The sequence below is a fragment of the Paenibacillus swuensis genome (assembly GCF_001644605.1).
In the GTDB taxonomy this organism is placed as follows: domain Bacteria; phylum Bacillota; class Bacilli; order Paenibacillales; family DY6; genus Paenibacillus_N; species Paenibacillus_N swuensis.
In genome coordinates this window covers 2,510,611-2,532,606 of sequence record NZ_CP011388.1, presented here as the reverse complement: position 1 = coordinate 2,532,606, position 21,996 = coordinate 2,510,611, and the positions used below count along the sequence as shown (strand labels likewise).

Below are 21,996 nucleotides of genomic sequence, written 5' to 3'. Positions count from 1 at the left end.
CATTCTAGCCCTTAACAATCCTCGTACCGATGGCGTCGCCGCGCATCACCTTGCTCAGCACTTCAGGCTCCGAACCGTTCACGATGACCACTTCTTCCACGTCCCCGTGGATGCACTTCATCGCTGCCTTCACTTTGGGAATCATTCCCCCGTAAATTTCACCGGAAGCCATCATTTCTTCTATATCCGCAAACGTTACCTGAGGCAAAATCACTCTCACTTTCGCAGCCCCGGACCCGCTATCGTGCTCACGCATGATGCCAGGCACATCGGTGACCACGATCATGCGCTTCACGCCGATATGCGATGCCACAGCACCCGCCGCCGTATCGGCATTGATGTTGTAGCGCTGATTGTCCTCGCCAAGGCCAATCGGCGCGATGACCGGCATGTAGCCCATCGCTACGATGCCTTCCACGATTTCCGCGGCCACCGCGACCACGTCGCCGACCAGGCCGACCTCCGCCGCACTTGCAACCGGAACTGCCGTGACTAAACCGCCGTCCACGCCGGATAAGCCGATGGCCTTTCCGCCCGCTCCTTGAATGCGCCGCACAATCTCTTTGTTGATCTGCCCGGCTAACACCATCTCGACGACATCCAGCACCGCTTCATTCGTCTTCCGTAAGCCGTTTACAAATTCCGACTCGATTCCGAGTTTGTTCAATGTATCGTTAATGGCTGGTCCGCCCCCGTGCACGATGACCGGAATGACGCCGTCGGCCTGCAATTGCCGCAAATCCTCAAAGAAGGAATCCGGCAATGCCACCAAGGTGCTGCCGCCGCATTTCATCACAAACTTTGTTGGTTTTATGTTTCCCGCTTCGCCCATGCGCCCTGCCTCCTCCTAAGTCCGATATGCCGCATTGATGCGAACATAATCGTAAGTCAGGTCACAGCCCCAAGCGATCGCGCTGCCTTGTTCCATATGCAAATCGATGTGAAACACGATTTCATCCTGTTGTAAATACACCAGTGCATCCTCTTCGCTGAAACGTACCGGGCTGGATTGCGCCAGTACCGGAATGTCGCCAATGCGGATGTCCACCGTCTCCGCATTCACCGGTTGCCCCGCCCTGCCGACCGCCGCAATTAAGCGGCCCCAGTTGGCGTCCGTTCCGAATACGGCCGACTTCACCAGAGAGGATCCGACCACCGTTTTCGCGATGGCTTGCGCCGCTTCGTCCGAAACCGCGCCGTTCACGCGCACCTCGATCAGCTTGGTCGCGCCTTCCCCGTCCCGGGCGATCGCTTTGGCCAGATGCTCCGACACATGCCGGAAGCCCGCCTCGAACGCAGCCCAATCGGCATCGCCGGGCCGTAACGCCACGCCGCCGGACAAGCCGCTCGCCATCGCCACAACCATATCGTTCGTACTCGTATCGCCGTCCACCGTAATCATGTTGAACGTCGTATTCGTCACGCCGCTCAGCAAACCTTGCAGATCCGCCGGTTCGATCAGCGCATCCGTCGTAATAAAGCCCAGCATCGTGGCCATGTTCGGATGAATCATGCCAGACCCCTTCGCCGCCCCGGCGATATAGACGTCCTTCCCGCCCACGCTCACCCGCACACAGACCTCCTTCTTCACGAGGTCTGTCGTCAGGATCGCTTGGCAGAAGTCCTCCCCGCCGCCGGCGTGAACCTGCGCGGGCAGCGCCGCGATGCCTTCCCGCACGCGCTCCATCGGCAGCGGCTCCCCGATCACACCCGTCGACGTCACGCCGACGTAGTGCTCGGGCAAGCCGAGGCTTGCTGCCATCGCGCTGCGCATTTCCAGTGCGTCGGCATCGCCTTGCTTGCCGGTGCACGCGTTGGCGTTGCCGCTGTTGACCAGCATGGCCTGCAGGCGCCCTTCACGGGCGATGCTGTCCCGGGTCACCGCCAGCGGCGCCGCCTGAAAGGCGTTGAGGGTGTACACTGCAGCCGCCGCGGCCGGCACGTCGCACAAGATCACGCCCAGGTCATGGCGTCCGTTCTTCTTCAGTCCGCAGTGCAGGCCTCCGGCCCGAAACCCCTTAGGCGTCGTCACCGTTCCGCCTTCCACCACCGCATAGAACGCACCTGTTCCTGTTCCTGTTCCTGTTTCTGTCAACATCGCCATGCATCCCCCTCTGTTCATCATTCCGTATCTCCATCATCCCATGTTGGTGTAACTTCGTTTATATTCCTATGCCATTTATGGAAACGCCGGCGTTAACCCCAAGCCCAGCGCCTCATCCCAGCCCATCATGAGATTCATATTCTGAATCGCTTGCCCCGCCGCGCCTTTGACCAGATTGTCAATAACCGAAACGATCGTGACCCGTCCCGTGCGCGCGTCCGCGGAGAAGCCGATATTGCAATAGTTGGATCCCCAGACTTCCTTGGTCGCAGGCCATTTCCCTTTCGCGATAATGCGCACAAACCGGCGTCCCTCGTAAAACTGTTTATATAAATCTATGAAATCCTCATCCGTCCGTTCCCCGTTCATAGAGGCGTACATCGTGCACAGAATGCCTCGCGTCATCGGAACCAAATGGGTCGTGAATGTTGTTGTAACCTCGTGTCCTGCAACTCGGCTCAGCACGCTCTCAATCTCAGGTGTATGCTGATGTTTGTTCACTTTGTAAGCCAGAAAGTTTTCATTGATTTCCGAATAATGGACCGTTAATCCCAACCCGCGGCCAGCCCCGGATACGCCCGACTTGGCGTCGATAATGATCGTTGCAGGATCGATCCAGCCCGCCTGAACCGCGGGAATCAACCCCAGCAGCGTCGCCGTCGGATAGCATCCCGGGTTGGAGACGAAGGAAACATCGCGCACATCCTCGCCGAACACTTCAGCCAACCCGTACACGGCTTGCTCGAGGTAACGGCTGTCGGCAGGTTCATGTTTATACCAGTGCTCGTATACCGAGCCGTCCCGCAATCGGAAATCCCCCGACAGATCAACCACTTTCAAGCCCGCTTCCAGCAACTGCGGAACAAGCTTGGAGGAGACGCCATGAGGTGTCGCCGTGAATACCAGATCCGCTTTGGAGCGAATCAATTCTATATCTACCCCGTCCAACGTGTCGGTTACGATCTCGTTCAGATGCGGAAACCCCTCGCTGAGCAAGCCTCCCGCGCTGGATGATGAAATGACCGAAGTAATCTGTACCTGCGGATGTCCTATCAGAAATCGGATTAACTCAACCCCGCCATACCCCGTTGAACCCACAATCGCTACCCTCAACTGCTCTCCCATGTAGCCTTCCCCCTGCCTTGTTCCCGTACTTGCATATATGAGTGCATAAAGTATGTATATTCTCGAAAATATATGCATTATTATACATACTTATGATTAATTATACAACACAAATTTAAAATCATCGATTCGATTTCTATCTTCCAATCTTTTACTAGAATTATCTTTATTATGGCAATTATAGAATGTATAATGATAGAGTGCTTTTATTGTTAGTTTCAACTTCCGCAATGCATATCACTACAAATGTCAGGAGTCGATGAATTTTGAAATGGAAAGCCGGTATTAGCTCTTTATTAATCTCAAGCTTGCTTGGTGCAGGAACCACGATCTTCGCCGCCGAAACAGCACCGCCTGCAGAACTGCCGCAAGCCTGGGCCCAGCATGAAGTGAGCATGTCCACCGTTTACGGGTTAAAGTCTCCTCAACTGTTCAACAAATACACCTCTCCGGCCACGGTATCGGACTTCAACGTCATTCTAAATTACCTTTCGTGGAAATTCGCAGGCGGGAAAGCAGCACCGGTATCCTTGACCAAACTTAGCCGGAATGACGCTCTTCAAGCCCTCTATCAATTTATCCAAAAGATTCATGAAAAGAACGGACAACTCCTTACTGCTAAAGCGGTGCCTTACCTTCATGAACATAAGATTTATGTGGGCAGCAACAGCACATCTTACAATTTGAACACACCTATAACGAAGCAGGAACTGCTTACCTTATACACACGAGTATACGAGCATTTGACTTACAGCAACGGTCAGGGTACTAAGGGAATGTACTGGAAAGTGTCGGATGAGGATAACACCGTATATCTACTTGGTTCCATTCATGTGGGAGATGGCAGTATCTATCCGCTGAGTGAAGTGATTAGAGACGGATATGCGGACGCTGAAGTAATAGCGGTAGAAGCCAATATGCTTCAGATTCAGAATGATGCCGAATACATACAGAAGAAAAGCATGTTCGAGGGTGATACCACGATCGATCAAGTGCTGCCCAAAGAAACGTACGATGCTTATGTGAAAGCTATAGCTCCGCTCGGTCTCACACCTGAAGTTTATAACAAGTTCGAGCCTTGGTATGCGGCGTTAATCATGCAGTCGATTCATGCGGGGAAAGCGGATTACTCCGCCAATTACGGCATCGACTTGTACTTCTTGAGCATGGCGACAGGGAAGAAGCCGATTGTGGAGTTGGAGGGCGCACGGTTCCAGATCGATATGTTCGATAATTTCTCCCAAGAGCTGCAGGTGAAGAATCTTCAGGGCTTACTGGAAAATCATGAACAACCAGAACAAACCGCCGATGTCATGAAACAGTTAATGACGGCCTGGAAAGCAGGCGATGACGCTACACTGGAGAAATTGGTATTAATCGAGCCTAAAGATGCCGTGGCGGCCGAAATAAACGATAAAATATGGTTGACACGCAACGCTAACATGACTGCCAAAATCACGAAGATGCTTACAGATGATCAGGAGAAGGATTATTTTGTGGTTGTCGGTGCGGGGCACATGCTCAATGAATCCGGCATCGTGAACCAGTTGAAAAAACAGGGGTATACGGTGGAAAAACCCTAAATAAAATAAAAGGTTCCGGCTCTGCTAATCTATTATGGTAAGCAGAGCTGTTATCTTGTGTGGCTCCATAAACTTACAACAACCACTGCAACCAATAACAGCAACGACGGCAAACTGAGCAATACAACCGTTGCATGATGAGCCTTCTGGACGTCTCTCCAGTTCCAAGTAAACATCCGCATATAGGATTCTTGCAGACTTTGCTTGTAATATTGACTCATCCAGACAACCAGTCCTACTGTAAGGAACAACCACACCCCCCATCCCATCCACCAAGGAACCGACCAGATTGCCCCCGCACCGATTACCAAATATTGAAGCACAATATTCACTTGGCTGGAATCACGCACAAACGCCTTTAATCGCGTTTCCACAAGAATAGAGGATGTGCTTCTTTTGGTAAATAGAGGATTCGACATTTTAAGTATATACGGATTCTTTCTTCTCCATATCCGCTTCTTGTTCACTACTCCCCCCAGTATATACGACAACATCCGACCTCTCTGTCTGCACTCAAACTCCGCTTCCTTGACCAAATGACTGCGTTGAAAACGAGTTATCCTTCTGCACAGCACCGACATAATTAGCACGAGCAACAGAAGCAAGCAATAACCTGCTGTATGTTGTCTGATTAATAAAAGTAAGGTCGCCGAGTAAACCGCTGCACTAATGACTATGAACGACAAATGCGTAATCAACCTTTTCCAAAATTGCATGTTCAACAAGAAATTATATTTATGCACACAAGAAATAATAAACCGGAACAATATGGTACAGACCAGCGTCAGAAGCCAAATTGAAATGGACCAGCCCTCAATTCGAACCCAATAAGGCAGCAGTATCACCCAGACCACCGCACACGAGACTAAATGGATGATAACTGAATACAACAAACTGTATCGTTTAAGCGATTGCATACGATCTGGTTGAGTCAGCATAAACAACTGATCGGCTTCGTGAATGAAGGACCGGATGGTGCCTGTCCAGCAGAACAAGTACAAAGCGATTACAGTGAGTCCAAAAGGAAAATTCAGCGTAAGAATGTCCTCGGTTACCCACCATCGATAATATTGGTTCCCAGACAGCAGACATAACGGAATCACAATTTACAGCGCCACCGTCCAGTCCACAGCCAGTCGAATGACCTGATATTGATACATCCACTCCAGCTTGATGCGTTTAAGTGTCAGTTGCAGCAAGGGCATTCCTCCTGTTACCGTCAAACGATACCATCTGCAAAAAACATTCAAACAGCGACTCATTAGCCGTCACACCGCTTAATCGACGCAACTTACGCAAGTCACCTTGTGCGGTCAACTTACCTTGGTGAATAACGAGGAAGGAATCGCAAATTTTCTCAGCCGTGTCCAGCACATGAGTGGACATTAGTATTCCCGCGCCGCGGCTTCTCTCCCCAATGAGAAACTCCAGGAAATCTCTCGTCGCAAAAGGATCCAAGCCGATAAACGGTTCGTCAATGATATAGTAGTCCGGCTGAATTAACATGCTGATGATGAGCATTAGTTTTTGCTGCATTCCTTTGGAGAAGCTTTGAGGCAGATGATGGCGAGCATCATTCAACCGAAACCGAATCAGCAATGCCTCCGCTTGTTGGTGAAACCGCGATTCCTCCAAGCCATAAGCCGCTGCCGCCAACTCCAAATGCTCCCACAACGTTAATCCATCATATAAAATGGGTTGTTCCGGAATGTAACTGTACTTAGCTCCTGCGGAATCCTTGCTGCCAAACCTAATATCAGCATCACTATACTCCAGTAAGCCTAAGATCGCCCGGATGGTCGTACTCTTTCCTGCGCCGTTCACTCCAATTAATCCAACAAGCTCACCTGGTTTCACAGAGAATTCAATGTCATGAATGATGTGTTGGTTATACGCATAACCTGCGTTTCGAATCTGCACTTGTAGCAATGTTGAACCTCCTAAGAGACTTTTCCATGTCTAGTACAAACTGTTTGAGGTGAACAATCCCGCGTTGTTTAATTACTATTATTATAACATAACAAAAAAAAGAGAGACCGAAGTCCCTCTCTAATTTCCCTCTAACTTAAACCCCTTGCCCAACACTTCCGTCGTATCGCTGATAATAATAAACGCCGAGGGATCCACTCCCTGCACCAGCGTCTTCAGCTTCGTAACCTCCGTCTGCCCCACTACGACCATCAGCACCGGCCTGTCTTCGTTCGTGAACCCGCCTTGCGCCGTCAATCGCGTTAATCCCCGGTCCAGATCATGTAAGATCGCTTCGCTAAGCTTGGCGGTTTCATTGGAGATGATAAAAGCCACTTTGGAATAACCGAAACCCATTTGCACGACGTCGATCGTTTTAATGGTCACATAGAGCCCTATGAGCGCATAGAGCGCTTTTTCCGGTGAAATCGTAATGCCTGCTGTCAGAATCACAATCCCGTCCATAATCGCTACGCATAACCCGAGGGTCAAGCCCGTATATTTATGCAAGATTTGTGCCGCCAGGTCCAAACCGCCTGTGGATGCGCGTCCTTTGAACACCAGCCCCAAACCCGCACCAACCCCGATGCCGCCGTAAATCGCAGCAAGCAGAGTATTATCCGTCAGGGTTGTCCAACCACTGGTCAATAAAACGAAAAGAGGAAGCACGGCCGAGCCCACCAAAGTCTTCGCTCCGAATTTGCCCCCAAGCAACCATAATCCCGCAAAAAACAGCGGAATATTCAACGCCCACTGCGTCAGAGCCGGGGTCACGCCGAAAAGTTCTTTGACGATAATGGAAATGCCCGATACGCCTCCGGAAGCCACTTGGTTCGGTACGAGAAAAATATTAAAGCTTAACGCGATAATCAGCGATCCTATAATTAAGTATACATATTCAATAACTCGGCCCATCCGGCCTTGGGTTGGTATCTTCGGTTGTCTTTTGCCCAAACTGGTTGCACCCCGCACTAAGTTCCGTCTCCCTACACTATTCCCTGTAAAAGGAAAGTTAAGTCGTTCTGACTTTGTTCTTTCCTTTCAGGGACCTTGCCGCGTTTAATCTTCTTGCTTAATCTGCATTCTCAGATAACCGTCGATGAATCCATCGAGGTCTCCGTCCATGACTGCGCCCACGTTACCGGTTTCCACAGATGTGCGGTGATCCTTCACCATGCTGTACGGGTGGAATACATAGGAACGAATTTGGCTGCCCCAGCCGATCTCGCTTTGTTCGCCGCGAATTTCCGCGAGGTGCTTCTCTTGTTCCTCAATCTTCTTCTCATACAACTTGGAGCGTAAATGTTTCATCGCCCGCTCGCGGTTTTTGATTTGGGAACGTTCGGTTTGGCAGGTTACAACGACACCCGACGGAATATGCGTAATCCTTACAGCCGAGTCAGTTGTGTTGATATGCTGTCCGCCCGCGCCGCTTGCCCGGTACGTGTCGACTTTGAGGTCCTCGGTACGAATTTCGATTTCCACGTCGTCCTCAATTTCAGGAACCACATCACAGGAGGTAAAGGAGGTATGTCTGCGGCCTGATGCGTCAAAAGGTGAAATCCGAACAAGACGGTGCACGCCTTTCTCCGCTTTCAGATAACCGTAGGCGTTATACCCTTTAATCAGCAGGGTTACGCTCTTGAGGCCCGCTTCGTCGCCAGGCAGGTAGTCGAGCATCTCGACCTTAAAGCCGCGCTTCTCCGCCCAACGGGTGTACATGCGAAGCAGCATACTCGCCCAGTCCTGCGACTCGGTGCCGCCCGCGCCCGGATGCAGCTCCAGAATCGCGTTCAGCTTATCGTAAGGCTGGCTTAGCAGGAGCTGGAGCTCGAAGTCTTCGAGTTTCTTCACCAGCGCCGTGATGCTCTGCCCCAGATCCGCCGCGATGCTGTCGTCGCCTTCTTCTTGCGCCAGTTCCAGCATAACTTCACTGTCTTCAAACTCCGCTTGTAATGCGTTGTAATCATCGACTACGGATTTAATCGCGTTCATCTCCGCAATCGTCTTCTGAGCTTCCTCATTATCGTCCCAAAAGTCCGGAGCGGCCATCTTCTCTTCATAGTTGCCGATATGCTCCAGTTTAAGATCTAAGTCAAAGAGACCCCCTAAGGGCTTGTAATCGTTTGGATACTTCGCGCAAATCTTGTTTCATTTCGATCATGTACGCTCACCTCTAAAGTTATTGTTTTCATCTGGTATACGGAAAAGGAAGCATCCGCAGGTCGCGGATCCTTCCCTTGTACAGCTATATTTAACGTTACGCTTGACCGTGACAGTTCTTGTACTTCTTGCCGCTGCCGCAAGGACAGAGATCGTTGCGTCCGATTCGGCTTTCTTCCTTGTTCACAACAGGACGCTTCACTTGCGCTTCGCTGCTGTTCGTGGAAATGGCCTGCTCATCCACAACCGGCTTACGCTCCAGATTCTGCTCCACTTGCGCTTTCATAATATAAGTGGCTACTTCTTCCTGAATGCTGTTGATCATCTCCTGGAACATCTCGAAGCCTTCGAACTGGTATTCCCGAAGCGGATCTGTACCGCCGTAAGCCCGAAGATGTATTCCTTGACGAAGCTGGTCCATCGCGTCAATGTGATCCATCCACTTGCTGTCTACGGAACGAAGCAAGATGACTTTCTCGAATTCACGCATCGTTTCGGAGCCCATGTTCGCTTCTTTGGCATCGTAATCGCTGAGCACTCTGGCCTTCAGGAACTCGAGTATATCATCCTGTTCCTTGCCTTCAAGCTCAGCCGCTTGCGTTTCGCCTTCTTGCAGGAAGGTCGCGTTGGCGTAATCCGCAATGGCTTGAAGATCCCACTCTTCCGGAATCACATCTTCGGAAGCATGAGCTTTCACGATGCGGTCAATAACCGGATAGATCATCTCCAGCACAATCTCACGCACATTCTCGGAGTTCAGCACTTCACGGCGTTGCTTGTAAATAATCTCACGTTGCTGATTCATCACGTCATCATATTGAAGTACCACTTTCCGCAGGTCGAAGTTGTTGCCTTCCACCCGCTTCTGCGCGGATTCAATCGCTCTTGTGATGAGACGGCTTTCAATCGGCTGATCCTCTTCAAAGCCAAGACGATCCATCATCGCCATGATGTTCTCCGCGCCGAATCTGCGCATCAGTTCATCTTCCAGAGACAGATAGAACTGGGAGGAGCCCGGGTCGCCTTGACGTCCCGCACGACCGCGCAGCTGGTTATCGATCCGGCGGCTTTCGTGACGTTCTGTACCTATAATATGCAAACCGCCTGTATCCGGTACGCCTTGACCAAGCAAAATATCCGTACCACGGCCCGCCATATTCGTAGCAATCGTAACCGAACCCGGTTCGCCGGCGCGGGATACGATTTCGGCTTCTTCCGCATGGTATTTGGCATTCAATACTTTATGTGTAATGCCTTTCTTCTTGAGCATATCCGACAGCTTCTCGGAATTCTCGATGGAGATCGTACCGACCAGAACCGGTTGGTTCTTCTGATGGCGTTGGACAATTTCGTCCACAACGGCGCGGAATTTGCTGCCTTCCGACTTGTATACTACGTCCGGGATATCCTGACGGATGTTCGGGCGGTTCGTAGGCACTTGGACTACATCCAGGCCGTAAATTTTCTTAAACTCTTCTTCCTCGGTCTTCGCTGTACCCGTCATACCCGCCAGCTTGCGGTACATCCGGAAGTAATTCTGGAATGTAATCGTAGCAAGTGTCATGCTTTCATTCTGTACTTCCAGCTCTTCCTTCGCTTCGATCGCCTGGTGAAGGCCATCGCTGTAACGGCGGCCTGTCATGATGCGGCCCGTGAACTCATCGACGATCAGCACTTCGCCGTCCTGTACGACATAGTCCACATCGTTACGCATGATGTAGTTCGCTTTAAGCGCTTGTTGAATGTGGTGATTCAGTGTGACATGCTCGTGATCGAACAGGTTGTCGATGCCGAAAGCGCGTTCCGCTTTGGCTACGCCGGCTTCCGTTAAAGCAACGGAGCGGACCTTGATATCAACCGTGTAATCCTCTTCAAACGTAAGACGCTGAACAAAGCGATCCGCAGCAAAATAAAGCTCCGTCGACTTAGCAGCCTGTCCTGAGATGATCAGCGGTGTTCTCGCTTCATCCACCAGGATGGAGTCTACTTCGTCAATGATCGCATAGTAAAGAGGCCGTTGTACCATCTGTTCTTTGTACATGACCATATTGTCGCGCAAATAATCGAACCCGAACTCATTGTTCGTTCCGTAAGTGATATCGCAAGCATATGCTTCTTGCTTCTCGTCATGGGTCAGCTCATGCAGATTGACGCCAACCGTTAGTCCGAGGAAGTTATAAATCTGGGACATTTCCGCGCTATCACGCTGTGCCAGGTAATCATTGACCGTAACCACATGCACGCCCTTGCCTGTCAGAGCGTTCAAATACACAGATAGGGTACCGACCAACGTCTTACCTTCACCAGTTTTCATCTCCGCAATACGGCCTTCGTGAAGCACCATACCACCGATCATTTGTACATCGTAATGACGTTTGCCCAGGGTACGCTTAGAAGCTTCCCGAACAGTCGCGAACGCCTCAGGCATCAGATCGTCCAGGGATTCGCCTTTCTCGTGGCGCTCTCTATATTCAATCGTCTTGTGAGCTAATTGCTCGTCCGATAAACTTTGGAAGTCAGACTCCAATTGGTTGATGCGGTCTACCGTCTTCAACATTTTCTTGATTTCACGTTCGTTTGAGTCCCCGAAAATCTTCTTTACCAATCCCAGCATGGGTTTTCCCCTTTCTACTTGCCTAACGCATGGTTTGCCTTAAATTGTAACAGTTTGTGGAACATGCCGCAACCACAGAACGAGGGGCTGAGCTTGGTATAAATAGGTTTATTTGGCGGAAAAAATTAAAAAGCCCGGCCGGATGGCCGAGCTGTCATTGTCGTATTCATATTTTAGGTGGCTGGCTCGATCAGGCCGTATTTGCCGTCATTGCGCTTGTACACCACATTAATGACATTGGAACCCGCGTTGGAGAATACAAAGAAGCTGTGTCCCACCATATTCATACGGAGAATGGCTTCTTCCAGATCCATAGGTTTCAATGCAAATTGTTTCGTGCGAACCAATTCCAGTTCATCCTCTTCCTCATACAATCCTGCGCCGTCTGTCGTAACTTTGAACAGATCGCGCATGCCGCGTTCTTGCCTTAATTTGCGATTCACTTTTGTCTTATGTTTGCGAATTTGTCGTTCCAGTTTATCCACGACCGTATCGATAGAGCCGTACATATCCCCGCTCTTCTCTTGCGCTCTCAGGAGCAGCCCTTGCAGCGGGATGGTTACCTCAACACCGTGCATGCCTCTGACGGCTGTAAGCGTAACGTGAACGTCAGATGCAGGGGGAGACTCGAAATACTTTTCCAGGCGGGACAATTTCTTTTCTGTGTAGTCCTTGAGGGCTTGCGTGACTTCTAGGTGATCACCGCGTATCAAAAGATTCATAAGTAAAACTCCTCCTTTAGTTTTGCGTTAGCAAAACCTCTACGTATGCATGAGCTTTCGGCCTTACCTCATACGTATTCGCCATCCACTTAAAAAATCCTTTACAATTCGCGTTAAATATTCAGAATATTTAGTCAAATGTGTTGGCTGTGGATTGAGAGCTTGGCCATATCGTAGAGTATAGTATATGTACACAAAAAGACACCCCATTAAACAGGGTGTCCTTGCAAGCTTTATGATGTGGATCAGTCTAACCATCTATCGGAGCCCGATCGGGCTGATGATTACAACTTGATTACGTTAGCTGCTTGTGGTCCGCGTGCGCCTTCAACGATGTCGAACTCTACTTCTTGACCTTCGTCAAGAGTCTTGAATCCGTCTGTCTGGATTGCGGAGAAATGTACGAATACGTCGCCGCCATCTTCTGTTTCGATAAAGCCGTAGCCCTTCTCAGCGTTAAACCATTTCACTTTTCCTTGCATGTTCGATTACATCCCTTCATCTTCAAATGCTGTGGGTCTGCCCACAAGCCAAATATATCACTGCCAATCAAGAATTGTCAATCATAATTGTAAGCGTTGACATTTCATGTAAGCCATTGTCTGAAAATTGAAATATACACAAAATAAGACGAGTTTATTCACACGCTGAAAGCTTGTTTTCATTAGTTATTAACAGAGTTATACACATTATCCACAGGGAGAATGTGCACATATTTTCGACAAAAGGTAACATGAACGATGGGGTATTTTGTAGACAAAACAGGTCGAATAGCCTAAAAAGGGGGATGGGTTTGTGTAAATGGTCATTCTTTTGGATTCGTCTGTAGTTAAGGAGATTGGACTATGTGCAAAATTAAAAGTGGCTGTTGTTTACTCGGAAGCCACTTTTGTTATAACTATTATAATGCAGGATCTATATCCGCTTAGAATATTGAATTCCATACGGTCGTTTAGCCCCACTGAAACTCTTTTTATTACAATTTTTCTATAATGACATCACACGAGCCTTCTTCTAATGAATTAGATTCATCATAATGAACATGATGGCCCTTGGGCACTTCTGCTTGAGCAAGTGTTGCGCAAGAGAGACTAAGCCAGCCGTATCGCCTCTAATCACAACAACATTATCTTGAATGGACGTCTTTATTGTTGATCCGTCTTCCCAAACTAGTTGAATACCTCGCTCAGAAGAATACTCAATAATCTCAACTTCTTTCTTCAATCAACTCAGTCCTCCAGAAATACTACTCACATAAATTACGATGTTAGGCACTTCAAATGCTTTATTATGTTGAATAAAATACAAGACCCGAAAGACAACACTTTTTTGAGTGTCATTCTTTCGGGTTATAGTTCAGTTTAATAGGTATTGAGTTGAATTATCGTCGATACTAGCTCACTTACAATATCTCTTGTACCATACTTTCTTTTTTACCTTGTTGAGTTAGCGTGTATTGATGCATTTTGTAAAGTTGTAAGCCTTCGATTTTCACGAAATTTTCTCCTGCTTTTGGAGATAGAGTGTAAATAGGTGTTGATGCATTAATCTCGTAAACTTTGATAACATCGGTTGGCAACAGATTATTAAAAGTAAAGGTAGCGGTCCTATTGACCGTATCATGAATAATATCAACTTGGTTAAGGTTTATTCTAGGACTTTCGGGAATACTTATTTTAATCTGTTTGCTTTCACCAGCCCATACCATTAATCGATAATAACCTTCCCGAAGCCCTGTTGTATCAAAAAATATTGGCTGATCAACCTCATTTGGCAAAACTATACGTTTAAGAGCATCTCCTCTAACTACTGCATTCTCATAATTAGTCAAGGTTCCCCATACATTGTCTGGTACAAAATAGACTGCAACCGCTGCGTCAACTTTAAAGTCTACTCTTCCATTAGGATCTATTCTATCTGCAGAGAGTAAATCCACATTAGTTCCTGAGTTAAAGTTTACTGAGATTTCATTTGGATATATGTCCCCACCTGTATCTTCAACGGAATTAGAAGCCAATTTTATATAAGTTTTACCTCTGAATTCTTCATGAAAATCAATAGACACACCATCTTGAGAAATGGATACCCGATCTTCGGCCGCAAGCGCGGTAAAGTTTATTCCATCCTTGGAGATGGAAACTGCTGCTTTTAAAGTTTCTGAGGTACTGTAAACACTGTAAATAATTTTATTAAATCTGAGACCAATATGATCATTGAAGCCTATCCCAATATGCAAAAAGGTTAATGTAGTTTGAGTTAAAGATTCTATTTTCAACCTAACAGGTTGAGACACATTGCCTGCTGCATCTACCGCGACAACTGCATATCTACCTTCTGTCAGACCCTGAGTAGAAAGAGTAATATCTGTATCCTTAATGTTTTCAGCTTTAACACCTTTAGTGTTAGACACAATCATATCCAAATAAATTTTAGTGAACGTTGAACCTTCAGGCACAATGTAGATATGGCCATCTTCATTACTCTGCAATGTTAGTGTATCGCCAATATATACATTCCCTGTTACACCCGTAACAATTGGTGCTGTCTGATCTTCCGGTTTAGGTTGAGGCTCCGGTTGTGTTACTGGAGGCGTTATAGAACCTGAATCCGGTGTAGTTGTGGTAGGTGGCGTAACAGATCCCGTATCCGGGGTGCTTGTAGCAGGAGCTGTCGGTGTAGGTGTCGCCGTTGTTGTTGTGCCTACACCCTTCGCTTGGCCGCCAACCGTAATTTGAACATCCGCTGGTACGTCCTTGCCTTTTTCCATCTTCGTTGCAGCCTTATCCATCGTAATGCCCGCGGCGTTCACGACTGCATTTTGAACCAAAGCTTGACCGGTTACTTTAATCGCAGCATTCATGATCAACTTAAGGATTTCGACTTCTTTAGATGTGTTTACTGTGGTGCCTTTTGCAGTAGGGTCGACGATCATGTTATCTACGCTACCTTTTGGCAAATCAACGACAATGCTACTAGCCTTCACGTTTACAGTCTCATATGAACCTAGCAATTGTACGTGACTATCCTTAGGCAACTCCTCCGACAACGTCACGGCATTGATGGCCGACTCGTTCGAAGCTTCTACTTTGGCAGGAGATTGGATAATGATGTCGCTAATGTGCGTTCTGCCTTCAACTACCAGACGAACGGTACCATTCGCTTTATCTACAACAATCGTAACCATGACCGCATTTTCAAAATGGATACTATTCTCCCCGCCGCCCTTGACGGTCGTAGTACCTTTTACGTTCACGTTGCGGATGTATGCTTCGCCTTGACCAACGCCTTCACCGATTTCCAGGTTGCCCGCAATCGTTACGTTCTGTAGCGTTACACCCGGCACGTTAATGATAACGTTCTTCGGAAGGTAGGAATGACCTATTGTCGGTCCATTAGTGCCTGCTTTGTTGATTGTGATACTAGGCAACTTCAAAGCGCGGTCGATGAGGACAATTGCTTCGGCTTTTGTTAGAACTTTTTTGGGCGAAAATTTACCCGCATTGCCTGTCATGAAGCCTTGTTCCGTCACGGATTGAACTGCGCCTGCGCTCCATTTTGCCACGGATGCACCATCGGTGTAAGCAAGCTTGTCCGAAGTTGTTGTACTAAGCGCAAAAAGTTTCGCCAGCATAACAGCTGTTTCCTGACGTGTTACTGATTTCTGTGCGCCAAATGTACCGTCGCCCAGTCCAGAGATGTAACCGGCTTGCACCGCTGTGTACACATTGCTGTATACCGAGCTGCTCACGGGGACATCTGTGAAATAGACGTTCTTCGCTACATTTCCAGATGTCGCAGGAATAGCAAACACTTTATTAATCCAATTCACCAATTCGCCGCGAGTGGCTGGTGCGTTCGGTTGGAATGTCGCTGAAGAGATAAGGTCTTGTTCGTTCCATTGTTGAATCCAGGCGTCTGCCCAATGTTTTTTGGTAGTCTTAGTAGCTGCCCCTGCGAGCGGTGCGAATGTCGATACAATAAGTATCATAACAAGCGCGAGTGAGATGAAACGTTTAAATGTAGATGATGGTTTCAAGGTAATTCTCCTTTGTAAGTGAGTTGCTGTCGTTTATGTAAACTGGTTGTACCCAGGATGAACCTCTATGACTTTGGAACTATGTAAACCATAACAAACGCGGATGGCCTAAATAGTATATCGGTGTAAAGATGTTGTAAATGAATGGGGAAATTGATCGATTCGAGTTCTGGATTTGAGGTTTTAAAGAACCTTGAAAGGCTTAAGCCAGTCAAGGTTCTGGTTTGATCTTTTAGCAATTCACTTTCAATTTCTTAACTATAAGTTGTAATACATTGATGGAGAACCAAGTTAATCTATTTTATTGATTAAATGATATGGTTTCACTCGGAACTTGGTAGCCCCCGCCGTTTTATTTTGAATTGATGATTTTCTTTGCAATATATCTGCATTCATCCATAGACTTGTTGAACTCCTTACCGAAAGACTTTACAAAAATGTTGAACATTTCTTTAGCTAGTTCATTTGCTGTACTGGTGAGATCCATTGCCTCAAACACCTTTTGTGACTCAGAATAATATTCATCTTTCAGTAATGGATAAATGTCCACCGGATTCCATTCGTTAATTATTTGAATGATAATATCTCTCATTTGTTACTCCCTTACCTCCCGAATAAAGATTCCGACAATGCTTTATAAGCATCATCATATTTGCTCTTCGGAATTACCGTCACTAACGTTCCATCGTTGGCAATAACCGCAGCGCCTTCATCCGTGAAAAACAAATGCTTGCTTCCATTATTCTGTGAAAGTGCCTTACCATTCTTGACCCGAGATTCCACCATCTCTTTTGTTACACCACGTTCATTCATTCTCTCCAAGCCATGATTAGAAACCTTTGACCATTCAATCTTAGTGTCAGAATTTTTAACGAGTGTTCCGGCTTTTCCAAAGCTGTCGCCAATCTTAGCGACATTTTCCGCACCCTTAGATAATGCACCAGAAACTTTTTTCGCTATAGTTCCTGTTACACTAGCAACTCCCTTACAATAGGAATAACTGCTTTGCCACGACCTCCGCCACCTGTATTAATTGACATACTTATTTCAGCCATCAGTTGCATTTCTGCTGCTTTACCTTCATGAAGATCTTCAACAATCTTTCTCTTAGCTTCAGCAGCGTGTTTACCTCCACCAACTGTTTTTATTATTACCTAAACACTCTCGAGCCTTCCAATAATTATTTGAATTAGAACTACTTACAGAATAGAGGACTTTTAAATAGTGTTGTTCCAACTCTTTGGACGTGGTAGTAATGGAATTTAATTTCTTTCCATCCCATGTGGAAGTACCACCACCACCTACCTCAACACATATATTTCCACTAGGATCCACAAAATTAACAGGATTGTTCTTCACATAAGAATAAAGATTTAACCCATCCCCACGGAATGTATCCTCTTGCGTGAATCGGCCCAAGTTCGGGTCATAGTTTCTTGCACGCAGGTAGTAAGTGTCGGTAATCTCATCATACTGCTCTCCTGAGTATAAGAAGCGGTTCTGGATGAGTTCTTTCTTCTCCGTAGTTTGACCAAAAGCGTCGTAAGTGTAACTGTTAACCAATTCACCCTTGCAGTTCAAAAGTCCTGTTACATCGCCATGACCATTGCTTAACATGTCATAGAGACGACCTTGAGGATCAACTTGGGACAAAAGACCATAACCGCGAACATAGTTAGCCACACGATTACCGGATGCTGTCGTTTCCGACATGACTTGGTCACCGTCGAACGTGAAGTTCGTAAGCACTCCATTCTCAGCGATACTCGAGCGCAGTCCAAGTGCATCATAACTATAACGCATCCAGTTGCCGTCAGACATGGCGGACTCTATCAATTGATTGAATCCGTTGTATTTGAATTCGTCTTTCCCGTTCGGACCAAGTTTACTCATCATATTCCCATTCGGGTCATAGTTGAACGTTGTCTGACCTTGTGGGTTACTCATCTATAACAGTCTGTTGTTCCGATCATACGAATACGAGGTTGTCACACCTGCAACACTGTGCTCAATCCGGTTTCCGGCATCGTCATATCTATACTGTTCTGCGCCTTTACCTGGATAGTTTACATGGGTTAGTCTTTGCAGTTTGTCATAAGTGTACGACGTTGTTTGTCCGTTTTCCGTTGCAGTTAGTTTATTACCGTTTCCATCATAGCTGTAAGAGTGACTGTCTACGGTGTTACCTTGTTTGTTTCGGCTCAAAATAGATAGAATGTTGGAATCCTTATCGTAGCCGTACTGAACATTGGTTCCACTGTTATAATTAATGCCGCTAACGTTGTTGTCTGCATCATAATTATAGGATGCGACAAGCTTGTCGTTAGTAAGAACATCTTTCAATCTGCCTAGTGGATCATAGGTGTAATTAACGCGTTGGTTGTTCATGTCGGTTACTTCCGAAACTTGACCTTCTGCGTTATAACCATAATTTAAGACCAATTGACCGTTACGGGTCTTATTCAATACGTTTCCATTAGGTGTGTAGTTGAATACGTCAATTACATTCTTGTTGATCGCGCTGTACAAGTTACCGTCCGCAGAGTGTGCGTATTGCTCAAACTCACCCGTTTGGGTTACTCGTTTCTCGGTCCTGGGCCATCGTCTGAATGTTCGTTATAGTTGTTAACGTCAATCATCTTGGTTACATTGCCTTAAGCTATGACTACTACTGCCTTCACCATTCGGGACTTAAATCCTAGAGATAGCGCCCATGCTGGGCGCACAACCAAAATGCCCAACGACATAGGTCGCTGGGCATAAGATATTGCATGAACTTATAGATAGGTGTAGGTTACAACGTTACTTCTTTGACCGTCTGCATTCTCGACATAGATATCCACAGTTCCAGGAGTAGCTGAAGCAGGTACTGTTATTCTCAATCGGTTAACCGAGAAGAATGTGTTTGGCACAAGCACGCCATTCATATACACTTTAGAACTAGTTGTATAATTGGATCCATCGATTATTAGGAAACTCCCGCCCGATAACGGTCCACTTGTGCTGTTCAGTCTTGTAATGACCGGACTAGGCAGTACCGGGTTCTCATAAGTAAATGTACCGGAGACTTGCGAACCGGTCGGATTCGTCAATGTGAACGTTACGGGACCTGCTACGACACTGCTTGGAGAGGTTACCCGGATACGCGTATCGCTAAAGTATGTTACGGGAACATTGACGCCATTGAAGTTAACTCGGATGTTTCTATCGAAATTCGTTCCGTCGATGATTACAAATGTTCCACCCTCAAGAGGCCCTTTGTTCGGCGTTGTAGCCGTAATTGTTGGCAAGAGCTCTGTGTAGGTGAACCCATTGGTCAGTATGAACTCCTGTCCGTCCGGATTGACGACTCTAACATTGACTTGACCGGGTGCAGCCGTTTGTGGCAAAACGGATGTTATACGCGTGCTAATGACATTGTTGACTTGTGCTTGCGTACTTCCATAGTAAACCTTTGCACCACTAACGAAATTTGTACCATATACAAGTACTATAGTTCCGCCATTCAAAGGTGCGCTGTTCGGTGTCAAGGAAGTAACGGTAGGAGCAGGTGCCATGGCCGGCGCAACGTAAGTATATCCACCTGTTACCACTGCTTCTTGCAGATCTTTATTCACGACTTTAATATCAACAGCTCCGACAGTGCCTGCCGGTGCATAGGCTCTAAGTCTTGTTGGGGAGAAATAAGTTACACTAACGCCTTCAACACTACCAAAGAATACTTTGGATTGTGTCGTAAAATTAGCTCCGTCTACGATAACCGTAGTCCCGCCTGTTGATTCTCCGGTATTAGGCGTAATTCTGGTGATTTGAGGTGCAGGTGCTGCCGGAAGCGGTTCATACGTATACCCGCCCACAAGTACCGCTCTTCTACCGTCGGTGTTCTCTACGGTAATATCGACTAATCCGGCAGTTGTAGCCGCAGGTGCTGTTACTCTGATTTTAGTCTCAGAGAAGAACGTCCCCACCGATACAGCCGTGGTGCCGAAATATACTTTAGTTGAAGGAACGAATTTCTTACCGTCAATGACTACGTAATCTCCGCCGCTTACCAATCCTTTGTTAGGTGAAACAGCTGTAATTTCAAGCTTCTCAATTATTTCTTCTTCATAGGTATATCCATTGGCTACAACTACTTTGCTACCGTCAGGGTTCTCAACAGTAACATTGACCGGACCTGCTGCAGCAGCTTGAGGAGCAGTAACTTTAATTACACTCGGATGTACCAGGACAATAGCTGCAGATTTATCACCTAGCGTGACTTTGGCCCCAGGCATAAAATACTTACCGTTAATTGCAACAAGGTTTTCGCCTTTGAAAGGCCCGGTTGCCGGGTCAATGGAAGTCACCACCGGCGTTGCTTTGTATTTGTAATTACTTAGTGCAATTTGGTTATCAGGATTAGTTAATTTTATTTCTACTGAACCTTGTGCACCTTGAGGCACGACAACTTTCACCTCGGTTGAGCTGACGAATTGCTCGCTCGTTGCACGCGTTCCACCGAAGGTTACGGTCGCACCTTGACGGAAATTAGTACCATTCAATGTAATTGTATTGCCGCCTTCCGGTGCGCCTTCATTAGCTTCTACAGAGGTAATTACCGGTGCCGGGAACTTAACACTCAGTTGAACCGCAGGTAGAAATTTCATCCGCTTTGCGCCGGCATAGTCATTATATTCTAATTTAGAAGTTAAATCTGAAGTGTAATAAGTGCCTGCTTTATTCTTATCTTTAGGTCTAATCTTGTATTTGAACGTTAGAAGGCTGTTTTTCAATTCAAGGAAGTTCCACTGCAATTGATTTCCGACTACAGTAGGCTGAGGTATATTATCTTTGTAAGAGTCAGGAACAATCTCGAATTCAGGTGCGACGAGATCCGAAACGACAATGTTGTAGGCACTTGCCATACCGATCTCACGAACAATCGCTTTGTAGATATCGGACAATCCTACAGATCCAAGTACGAAATGATGATGTGAAGATGTTGTCGCCATTTCTTTCAATAGGATGTTCGGACCGCTGGTAGTCGGATCCGCATTAGTGTCTAGCAATGCAATCGTATAAAATACAATACCCGCTTCTTTTGCCAACAACGCTTTATCTTTGGCATACTGGTATGGATTGACCGTAGGAACAGTCGCATCTCCATCTGTCATAAGAACGATAACAGGCTGAGCTTCGGGTCTATGGTTTGCAAGCATTTCCATGGCTTTATCAATGGAATCACCCGTTGCTGTAGATCCGTTCGCTGCGAGTCCGTTGATGTAGCTTTTCAATTGTACAGCATCTGTTGTCAGTGGTAGAGCCTTAGTGTCTGAGCTGAAATCAACTATACCGACTTGGTGCTTTGTTAAATCTACAAGATCAACAAATTCTTTCGCTGATTTAATTGCGTCGCTCATCTTCTGACCTCTCATACTACCGGAGCGGTCGATGATAAGAATAACATCACTAGGCATAATGACATTAACAGGTGGAGTACCTTGTATCTGTAATGTAACTTCAGCTTCACCCTCAGTTGTAATTTGAGTGGGATTCACTGACTTGTTCACATTGACATAATCCGCTGCCGCTTCGGTCTGTTGAGAGAAGCTCAGTGTGGACAGTACGAAAAGAAAGCATAAAAACACGTTAAACCACTTGCCTGTTGTTCTCATCGAAACTCCTCCTATTAAATAATA

The 21,996-nt window shown here is 46.9% G+C and carries 18 protein-coding genes; 1 reads left to right on the top strand and 17 read right to left on the bottom strand.

The window, feature by feature from the left end; all coding sequences use genetic code 11:
* Positions 1-4: 4 nt before the first annotated feature.
* From argB to argC, 3 genes are all read right to left on the bottom strand, one after another.
* On the bottom strand, positions 5-832 hold the full coding sequence (argB, locus tag SY83_RS11095) for an acetylglutamate kinase (RefSeq protein WP_068606491.1): 828 nt from the start codon (positions 830-832) through the stop codon (positions 5-7).
* Positions 833-847: 15 nt separating this feature from the next.
* Positions 848-2,098 carry a bifunctional glutamate N-acetyltransferase/amino-acid acetyltransferase ArgJ gene (gene argJ / locus SY83_RS11090; RefSeq protein WP_068606490.1) on the bottom strand — a complete coding sequence of 417 codons (1,251 nt, stop codon included), beginning with the start codon at positions 2,096-2,098 and terminating at the stop codon, positions 848-850.
* An 81-nt stretch (positions 2,099-2,179) separates the two neighbouring features.
* On the bottom strand, positions 2,180-3,229 hold the full coding sequence (gene argC / locus SY83_RS11085) for an N-acetyl-gamma-glutamyl-phosphate reductase (protein WP_068606488.1): 1,050 nt from the start codon (positions 3,227-3,229) through the stop codon (positions 2,180-2,182).
* Between the two features lie 266 nt (positions 3,230-3,495).
* Here argC and SY83_RS11080 point away from each other — a divergent pair, with 266 nt between their 5' ends.
* A complete protein-coding gene (locus SY83_RS11080) occupies positions 3,496-4,812 on the top strand; it encodes a TraB/GumN family protein (protein ID WP_068606486.1) in 1,317 nt (438 codons plus the stop codon).
* 50 nt (positions 4,813-4,862) lie between these two features.
* Here SY83_RS11080 and SY83_RS11075 read toward each other — a convergent pair whose 3' ends face one another.
* The 14 genes from SY83_RS11075 to SY83_RS11005 form a co-directional block, all read right to left on the bottom strand.
* Entirely contained in the window at positions 4,863-5,915 is a 1,053-nt protein-coding gene (locus SY83_RS11075; RefSeq protein WP_068606484.1) for an ABC transporter permease, read from the bottom strand.
* Between the two features lie 76 nt (positions 5,916-5,991).
* Positions 5,992-6,732 (bottom strand): ABC transporter ATP-binding protein, encoded by a 741-nt coding sequence (locus SY83_RS11070; RefSeq protein WP_331710005.1) that lies wholly within the window; start codon positions 6,730-6,732, stop codon positions 5,992-5,994.
* Between the two features lie 129 nt (positions 6,733-6,861).
* Complete coding sequence (locus tag SY83_RS11065) at positions 6,862-7,695, bottom strand: YitT family protein (RefSeq protein WP_082882751.1); 834 nt, start codon at positions 7,693-7,695, stop codon at positions 6,862-6,864.
* Between the two features lie 144 nt (positions 7,696-7,839).
* Positions 7,840-8,944, bottom strand: a protein-coding gene (gene prfB / locus SY83_RS11060; RefSeq protein WP_157279841.1) for a peptide chain release factor 2 whose coding sequence is annotated in 2 segments (ribosomal slippage) — positions 7,840-8,877 and positions 8,879-8,944 — 1,104 coding nt in all. Because the reading frame shifts where the segments join, the coding sequence is not laid out codon by codon here.
* 96 nt (positions 8,945-9,040) lie between these two features.
* Positions 9,041-11,557 carry a preprotein translocase subunit SecA gene (gene secA, locus SY83_RS11055; RefSeq protein ID WP_068606475.1) on the bottom strand — a complete coding sequence of 839 codons (2,517 nt, stop codon included), beginning with the start codon at positions 11,555-11,557 and terminating at the stop codon, positions 9,041-9,043.
* Positions 11,558-11,730: 173 nt separating this feature from the next.
* A complete protein-coding gene (gene hpf, locus SY83_RS11050) occupies positions 11,731-12,279 on the bottom strand; it encodes a ribosome hibernation-promoting factor, HPF/YfiA family (RefSeq protein WP_068606473.1) in 549 nt (182 codons plus the stop codon).
* A gap of 284 nt (positions 12,280-12,563) precedes the next feature.
* Positions 12,564-12,761, bottom strand: coding sequence for a cold shock domain-containing protein (locus tag SY83_RS11045; RefSeq protein ID WP_068606471.1), 198 nt, complete (start codon positions 12,759-12,761; stop codon positions 12,564-12,566).
* Positions 12,762-13,255: 494 nt separating this feature from the next.
* On the bottom strand, positions 13,256-13,339 hold the full coding sequence (locus SY83_RS23825) for an Imm32 family immunity protein (protein WP_456238450.1): 84 nt from the start codon (positions 13,337-13,339) through the stop codon (positions 13,256-13,258).
* Positions 13,340-13,681: 342 nt separating this feature from the next.
* A complete protein-coding gene (locus SY83_RS11030; RefSeq protein ID WP_068606465.1) occupies positions 13,682-16,315 on the bottom strand; it encodes an S-layer homology domain-containing protein in 2,634 nt (877 codons plus the stop codon).
* A 352-nt stretch (positions 16,316-16,667) separates the two neighbouring features.
* The gene (locus SY83_RS11025) at positions 16,668-16,907 is read right to left on the bottom strand and encodes a DUF1871 family protein (protein WP_068606463.1); all 240 of its coding nucleotides are present in this window, start codon (positions 16,905-16,907) and stop codon (positions 16,668-16,670) included.
* Between the two features lie 11 nt (positions 16,908-16,918).
* Complete coding sequence (locus tag SY83_RS11020) at positions 16,919-17,128, bottom strand: hypothetical protein (protein ID WP_068606461.1); 210 nt, start codon at positions 17,126-17,128, stop codon at positions 16,919-16,921.
* Positions 17,129-17,440: 312 nt separating this feature from the next.
* Entirely contained in the window at positions 17,441-18,262 is an 822-nt protein-coding gene (locus SY83_RS11015; RefSeq protein WP_068606459.1) for an RHS repeat-associated core domain-containing protein, read from the bottom strand.
* Positions 18,263-18,844: a hypothetical protein gene (locus SY83_RS11010; protein ID WP_068606457.1), complete on the bottom strand. Its 582-nt coding sequence runs from the start codon at positions 18,842-18,844 to the stop codon at positions 18,263-18,265.
* 248 nt (positions 18,845-19,092) lie between these two features.
* Positions 19,093-21,972 carry an IPT/TIG domain-containing protein gene (locus SY83_RS11005; protein ID WP_068606455.1) on the bottom strand — a complete coding sequence of 960 codons (2,880 nt, stop codon included), beginning with the start codon at positions 21,970-21,972 and terminating at the stop codon, positions 19,093-19,095.
* Positions 21,973-21,996: the final 24 nt, after the last annotated feature.